Here is a 7,232-nt window from a genome sequence, read left to right as displayed (position 1 = left end):
TTACTCCTGTGTTAAAAACTTTTTTTGTATGCGGCCTGGTACGAGCGCCGCTGAGTGCGGTATTTATTGATGAGCGTGGATCAGAACACCGGGTGCCCATTGATCAGGCTAGGTAGCCAGGTCGAAAACCACGGCACGTACGTGACGATATTGATCGCGCTGAAGATAGCCAGGTAATACGGCCACGCCACCTTAGTAGTTTCCCCGATCGACACATTGCCGATTGCGCAGCCGATAAACTGCACCGAGCCGATCGGCGGATGCACGAGACCCAATGCGCAGTTCAGCAGGATCATGATGCCGAACTGCACCGGACCCACGCCGTTATGCATCGCCATCGGCAGGAACAGCGGCGTGGTGATCAGGATGTGCGCCGCCATGTCGACGAACGTGCCGAGGAAAATCTGGATCAGGTTGATGTACAGCAGCATCAGCCAGGGCAGCGCGGTCGCGCCGTCGAGCATGCGTTCGATCGCGTCAGGAATCTCCAGGTAGGCCATCTGGAAGCGCAGCATGTTCGACACGCCGATCAGCAGCAGCACCACGCCGGTGGTCTTGGCTGCCTTCGACAGCGCGTGACCCAGTTTCTTCATCGACATCGAGCGATACACGACGATCGTGAGGATCAGCGAGTATCCGACCGCAATCGCGGCGGCTTCGGTCGCGGTGGCGATGCCTTTGGCCACGCAGACCAGAATGATCGCGATCACCATCAGGCCCGGCACGGCGCCGATGAACGTGCGGCACACCGCCATCCAGCCCGGGAAGCGCTGCAGTTCGGTCGAACCGTCGGGACGGCGCGGATAGCCGTACTTGACCGCTTGCCAGTAGGCGGCGATCAGCACGAGGCCCATCACCCACAGTACCGGCAGCAGACCGGAGAACAGCAGATCGCCGATCGACACGCCGCTCATGTGCACGCCGTTCAGCGTGCCGGTGATGCCCTGCGCCGCGAACGCGTAGATGATCATGTTGGTCGAGGTGGGCATCAGCGCGCCCGCCAGCGACGAGTGGGTCGTGACGTTGACCGCATACGCGGCGCTGTAGCCCTCGCGCTTCATCAACGGAATCACCACGCCGCCCATCGCGGACGTGTCCGCGGTCGGCGAACCCGACACGCCGCCGAACAGCGTGCACGCGACCACGTTGGCCATGCCGAGGCCGCCGCGGAAATGCCCGACCGTGGCCTGCGCGAAACGCAGGATGCGGTCCGCGATGCCACCGTGCAGCATCAGCTCGCCGGAGAAGATGAAGAACGGCACCGCGAGGAACGAGAACGCGTTCATCCCCGAGATCATCGACTGCATCGCGGTTGCCGCCGGCAAACCTTCATACAGATACGTCAGGACGCACGACAATCCGAGCGCAAATGAAACCGGAACCCCGAGAAGGAGGAAGACAAGAAAACTGACGGCAAGGAGGGCTAGTTCCATGATTGTTCTTCTACTTTTGTTTCCTGGCGAATTTGTTTCTTTACGAAGAGCGCCAGCAGGTGCTCGAACGAGAACATTGCGATGCAGACGCTGGCAAAGACCGGGATGCAGTACCGCAACGCTTCGGGCAAGCCGAGAATCGGAATCCGGTCCTCTCGCGTGGTGATCGCCATCTCCAGGCAGCCGAAGAACACCGCCACGGCAAACGCGACCAGACACAGATGCTGAATCCCCGCCGCAATGGTCTGGCCTTTCTCCGGCAAATTCTTGACGAGCGAGTCGAGACCGATATGGCCGCCTTCGCGGACCTTCAGAGCGGCGCCGAACATGGCGATCACGATTACCAGCAGCAACGCGATGGGCTCGACGAAATCAGGGGCGTCGCTGAAGACATAGCGCATCACGACGCTATAGATCACCAGCAGACAGAGCACGGCCAGGCTTGTCGACGCCACGACAACCAGCACGCGAAAAAGAAATTCATTTGGGCGTTTCAAGAAACTCATTGACCCCGTCCTTGCTCACGACAGACCTGTCTTTAATAATCAGCAATCCTGCCCGACTGAACCGGCGCAGCAACTCGCGCGGCGGAACAGCCCGCGGGACTTCCCGCGAGGCCGTTTCCGCCGCTGCTACTGTGCTGTTACTTCCGGTCCGGAACGCGGACCTTATTTGACTGCCTGGATTTCGTCGACGAGCTGCTTCATTTGCGGGGTCTTTTCATACTTTGCCCACACCGGCTGCATCGCCTTCACGAAAGCCGCGCGATCGACCTGCGACGAAGCGACGATGGTCGCGCCGCCCTTGGTGACCGTCTTGCTCGCGTCGACTTCGCGCGCGGTCCACAGCTTCTCGTAGTAAGGCACCGAGTCAGCCGCGGCCTTCTTGATGATCGTCTGTTCCTGCGGCGTCAGCGTGTCCCAGATCTTCTTCGAGAACACCAGCACTTCCGGCGTCATCGAATGCTGGGTTTCGGAAAACACCGGCGCGACTTCGAAGTGCTTGGTTTCTTCGTACGACGGAATGTTGTTTTCCGCAGCGTCCACCAGACCGGTCTTCAGGCCCGTATAGACTTCGGCGAACGGCATCGGGGTCGGCGTGCCGCCCATTGCCCTGATTTCGTCGACCATCAGGTCCGAAGGCTGAACGCGCACCTTCAGGCCCTTCATGTCAGCCGGCGAATGAATCGGCTTCTTCGTGTAGATGGAGCGCGCGCCGCTCTCGTAGAACGTCAGCGCGATCATGCCCTTCGCCGCGAACGCGTCGAGGATCTTCTGGCCTTCCGGGCCGTACATCACCTTGCGGAAATGGTCGATGTCGCGGAACAGGAATGGCAGCGACGGGATCATCGATTCAGGCACGATTTCGTTGAATGCGGCGCCGTTGGCACGCGCCATGTCCAGCGCACCGATGCGCACCTGGTCGATCGTGTCGTTTTCGGAACCCAGCGCGCTGTTGCCGAAGACCTTCACGGAATCCTTGCCACCGGTTGCCTTGTTGATCTGTTCACCCATGTACTTCACGGCCATATTGGTCGGATAGGTGTCGCCGTGCACGTCCGAAACGCGGAATACGCGCGCTTCTGCCGACACAGCGCTGAACGCCAGCGCGGCGGCCGCGACGATCAGCGACACACGGGAAGAGGCAAACTTCTTGTTCATCGTGACATTCCTTGAAAAATTGACCATCCAATCGATTGCGGAGGACCGCCTGCGGATGCGACATGGTTTTGCTGCGTCTCCCGGCTCGGCGCCCGCAACCCTTGGGGCTAGCGACCGCATTGCCGTACTGGCCTGTACAACTTCCCCGGCACAGATGCTCAGTACTCCTGTCAGACAACTTCACTGCATTGACTTCAATGACTTCGGCGTCATCTCGCGGACTTGGGGTCGCGCGCGGAAGCCGCTTCGTTTCTTGCAATCCCAAAATTCACAGAAAGGAATTTGTTTGGGCTTATATGTTGTACGACGACATACGAAGAAGTCTATAAAACGCGGTTTAAATTGTACAGACGGTATTTACCCGCAGAATCGACCGGTCCGGCAGGAATGACCTGGTCGGGGTCCCGGCTAAGCCCCGTACCGCTTGGAGTAGAAATGAGGGAGATATTGGTGGCGGTTCGCGACGCTCTGTTTTTTCGTAAAAAGTCACGGCGACCGTGGCCTATACGCCACAATGTTGTACGACGAGTGATGAATCAAGTAGCAAGCTGGAAGCAAACGCCGGGCAAAATGTCTGCCCGGCGTTCATTTGCGTACAAGTTGCCTTACAGGACGCCCGCGAATTCGGGCTCCGGCAAGCCGGTTACCCCGGGACGCAACGCGAACAGATGGCCGTCGTGCTCGCTCGCGCCCGCGCCGGGGCGAATCGAGGTGACGAACAGCGTATCCAGATCGCGGCCGCCGAACGCGCACATCGCCGGTTTGGTGGCCGGCACCGACACTTGCCGGTCGAGCTTGCCTTGCGGCGTGAAACGCAGCAGCAGCCCCGCGTCGTTCGCGCAGATCCAGTAGCAGCCATCGGCGTCCACCGCCGCGCCGTCGGGACGGCCCGCGTGATGATGCAGATCGGCGAACACGCGCCGGTTGCGCGGCTCGCCCGACTCGATGTCATAGTCGAACGCCCAGATCAGCCGGCGCAACGGATGCGAGTCCGACAGGTACATCGTCGTGCCGTCGGGCGACCACCCGAGGCCGTTCTGCGTGATCAACGCGTCGATCACCGGCGCGGACAACACGCCTTGCGCATCGAAGCGGTACAGCGCGCCGGCCGGATTGGCCGCCGCCATGTTCTGCACCATCGTGCCGGACCAGAAGCGGCCTTGCCGGTCGCAACGGCCGTCGTTAAAGCGCATGCCCTCGGCCGCGAAGTCCGGCGCGGCGAGCTTGCGCATGCTCGCCGCGAGCGGTTCGCCACTGCCGCCTTGCGCCGCTTCGCTCAGCGTGATCGCGAAGAGTCCCGTGTCACAACCGGCCAGTACCGCGCCGCGACGGTCGAACGCGATGCAGGCGACCTGCTCCGGCAACAGCCATTCCGAGCGCTCGCCCGACTCGACCCGCAGCCGCACGATCTTGCGCGCCGGGATGTCGACCCAGTAGAGCGCCTGCTCCGCCGCGCGCCACACCGGGCTTTCGCCGACGGCCGCCGGCGCCTGCCCCGCTCCTTCGAGCCGCTCCACACGCGGATTCAGCGTGGCGCTCACCGCTTCGGCTCCATCGGACCGGCGAGCACGAACGGGCCGCCCTGGAACAGCTGGGTCGGATCGTCGAAGTTCGTGTCGGGGGCGCCAGCCGGGAACAGGTGCTCGAATTGCGCCGAGCTGTCCTGCGGACGGAAGCCGAGGAATGCCGCCTTCGTGTTGTCCACCCACGAGACGCGGTTGTTCGACACGCCGTAGACGATCGCGTGGCCGACGCGGTTGGTCAGCAGCGAGCAGCGCACCAGTTCGATGAAGTCGCGGTAGCTCAGATAGGTGACGAGCATGCGCGGGTTCTTGGGCTGCTCGAACGACGAGCCGATCCGCAGGCACACCGTCTCGAGGCCGAAGCGGTCGAAGTAATAGCGCGACAGCGATTCGCCGAAGCACTTGGTCACGCCATACAGGCTATCGGGACGCAGCGGCGCGTCGACATCGACCACCGAAGTCACCGGATGGAAACCCACCGCGTGATTCGAGCTTGCGTAGATGATGCGCTTCACGCCCTGCTTCTGCGCCGCCGAGTACAGGTTGTAGAGGCCGCGGATATTCGCTTCGAGCAGGTCTTCGAACGGCGCTTCGACGGAAATGCCGCCGAGATGGATCACCGCGTCCACGCCTTCGAGCAGCGCGTGAACCTTGGCTGCGTCGGCGAGGTCGACGACGGACGCTTCTTCATGCGCAGCCACTTCGCCAAGCGGCGCGATGTCGGTCACGCGCACGACATCGGCCCACGCGGCGAGCGCGCCGCGCAACTGTTTGCCGAGGTTGCCCGCGGCGCCCGTCAGCAGCAGGCGGCGAAAAGGTTCGTGTGCCGCCGGGCGGTCAGGATTCGAGTCAGTCATGTCTTTCTGTTATGTGATTGCAATCGGATCAGCGTGAAGCCATGGGCAAACCGCGCCGCCGGGAATCAGGTCACCGGGGCCGGGTTGAACAGCGTCAACGCGTTGTGCAGCTTGAGCTTTTCAGCGCAGGTCTGTTTGCGTCCGCTCGCGACGTCGAGCATCAGGCGGAACAATTCCCAGCCCACGTCTTCGATCGACGCCGCGCCGGTGGCGATCGTGCCGGCGTTGATGTCCATCAGGTCATGCCAGCGGCGCGCCAGATCCGAGCGCGTCGCGACCTTGATCACGGGCACTTCGGCGAGGCTATACGGCGTGCCGCGGCCTGTGGTGAATACGTGCAGGTTGATGCCCGCGGCGAGTTGCAGCGTGCCGCAGATGAAGTCGCTCGCCGGCGTGGCCGCGTAGATCAAACCCTTCTGGCGAACCTTTTCACCGGGCGACAGCACTCCGGAGATCGCCGAATTGCCGGACTTGATGATCGAGCCCATCGCCTTTTCGACTATGTTCGACAGGCCGCCCTTCTTGTTGCCCGGCGTGGTGTTCGCGCTGCGGTCGGCGCCGCCGCGCTTCAGATAGTCGTCGTACCACTGCATCTCGCGGATGATCGCCGCGGCGACCTCCGCGTTGGCCGCGCGCGCCGTCAGCTGATCGACGCCGTCGCGCACTTCGGTGACTTCGGAGAACATGACCGTCGCGCCCGCGCGCACCAGCAGGTCGGTCGCGAAGCCGACGGCCGGGTTCGCGGTCAGTCCGGAGAACGCGTCGCTGCCGCCGCATTGCACGCCGATCACCAGATCGGCCGCCGGGCAGGTTTCGCGGCGACGATTGTTCAGGCGCCTCAAATGGCCTTCGGCGGTTCGCATGATCGATCCGATCATCGACTGGAAGCCGACGTGGGCCTCGTCCTGCAGCACCACCACGTCGCCGTTCTGGTCGGCCTCGACATCGCCGATGTCCGCGACTTCGGCGACATTCGCGGCCGCCGCGATTGGAATCGTGCCGGGCGGCATCAGGCGTTCGGGCTGCAGTTTCTCGCAACCGAGGCTGACCATCATCACTTCGCCGCCGAAGTTCGGATTCAGGGCGATGTTGCGCACGGTGCGGATCGGCACTATCGCGTCGGGGGCGTCGATCGCGACGCCGCAGCCGTACGTGTGACCGAGGCTCACCACGTCGTCGACATTCGGGTAGTTCGGCAGCAGCTCGGCCTTGATGCGCGTAACCGCGTGCTCGACCACGTCGGCCACGCATTGCACGGTGGTCGTGATCGCGAGAATGTTGCGCGAGCCGACCGAGCCGTCCGCATTGCGGTAGCCCTCGAACGTGTAGCCTTCCAGCGGCGGCATCTCCGGCGCCTTGACGGTGGCGATCGGCAGGTCTTCGAGTCCCGGCGGGCTCGGCATGCGGATCACGTGCTCATTGATCCAGCTGCCCTTGGGCAACGCCTTGAGCGCGTAGCCGATCACCACGTTATAGCGGATGACCTCGTCGCCTTCCGCGAGATCGGCGAGCGCGACCTTGTGGCCTTGCGGCACGCGCTCGCGCAGCACCAGCCCGTCGGGGAAAACGGCGCCCTCACCCAGACCGCCGTCGTTGACGACGATTGCGACATTGTCATTGGGGTGAACGCGAATGTAGAGCGGAGATTGTTCCATTGCATCGATCCTTTTGGCCCGGTACGCCTGCCGCGCCGGCTATTCATACGTCATCCTACAACACGAAAGTTGGCAAGGATGTTCCGTATTTACCCTATGCCCA

The 7,232-nt window shown here is 62.6% G+C and carries 6 protein-coding genes; all 6 read right to left on the bottom strand.

Going from position 1 to position 7,232, the window contains the following annotated elements; genetic code table 11:
- Positions 1-80: 80 nt before the first annotated feature.
- On the bottom strand, positions 81-1,433 hold the full coding sequence (locus PQR02_RS22270) for a TRAP transporter large permease (protein WP_408235891.1): 1,353 nt from the start codon (positions 1,431-1,433) through the stop codon (positions 81-83).
- Positions 1,424-1,939, bottom strand: a complete 516-nt coding sequence (locus PQR02_RS22265; RefSeq protein WP_408235888.1) for a TRAP transporter small permease — start codon at positions 1,937-1,939, stop codon at positions 1,424-1,426. The genes PQR02_RS22270 and PQR02_RS22265 overlap by 10 nt, the downstream gene beginning before the upstream one ends.
- Before the next feature lie 162 nt (positions 1,940-2,101).
- Entirely contained in the window at positions 2,102-3,094 is a 993-nt protein-coding gene (locus PQR02_RS22260) for a TRAP transporter substrate-binding protein (RefSeq protein ID WP_408235885.1), read from the bottom strand.
- Between the two features lie 605 nt (positions 3,095-3,699).
- The gene (locus PQR02_RS22255) at positions 3,700-4,635 is read right to left on the bottom strand and encodes an SMP-30/gluconolactonase/LRE family protein (RefSeq protein WP_408235882.1); all 936 of its coding nucleotides are present in this window, start codon (positions 4,633-4,635) and stop codon (positions 3,700-3,702) included.
- Positions 4,632-5,474 carry an NAD-dependent epimerase/dehydratase family protein gene (locus tag PQR02_RS22250; protein WP_408235879.1) on the bottom strand — a complete coding sequence of 281 codons (843 nt, stop codon included), beginning with the start codon at positions 5,472-5,474 and terminating at the stop codon, positions 4,632-4,634. The genes PQR02_RS22255 and PQR02_RS22250 overlap by 4 nt, the downstream gene beginning before the upstream one ends.
- A gap of 65 nt (positions 5,475-5,539) precedes the next feature.
- Positions 5,540-7,129, bottom strand: coding sequence for a galactarate dehydratase (garD, locus tag PQR02_RS22245; RefSeq protein WP_408235876.1), 1,590 nt, complete (start codon positions 7,127-7,129; stop codon positions 5,540-5,542).
- Positions 7,130-7,232 lie beyond the last annotated feature (103 nt).

Origin of the sequence: Paraburkholderia sediminicola, from assembly GCF_046026895.1 — a bacterium.
Classification (GTDB): Bacteria; Pseudomonadota; Gammaproteobacteria; order Burkholderiales; family Burkholderiaceae; genus Paraburkholderia; species Paraburkholderia sediminicola_C.
This window is presented reverse-complemented; position numbering and strand designations above follow the sequence as displayed.

Excerpts from the sequence above, each read along its gene's own strand:
- PQR02_RS22270 (WP_408235891.1), bottom strand. The coding sequence starts at position 1,433 with ATGGAACTAGCCCTCCTTGCCGTCAGTTTTCTTGTCTTCCTCCTTCTC.
- PQR02_RS22265 (WP_408235888.1), bottom strand. The coding sequence starts at position 1,939 with ATGAGTTTCTTGAAACGCCCAAATGAATTTCTTTTTCGCGTGCTGGTT.
- PQR02_RS22260 (WP_408235885.1), bottom strand. The coding sequence starts at position 3,094 with ATGAACAAGAAGTTTGCCTCTTCCCGTGTGTCGCTGATCGTCGCGGCC.
- PQR02_RS22250 (WP_408235879.1), bottom strand. The coding sequence starts at position 5,474 with ATGACTGACTCGAATCCTGACCGCCCGGCGGCACACGAACCTTTTCGC.
- garD (WP_408235876.1), bottom strand. The coding sequence starts at position 7,129 with ATGGAACAATCTCCGCTCTACATTCGCGTTCACCCCAATGACAATGTC.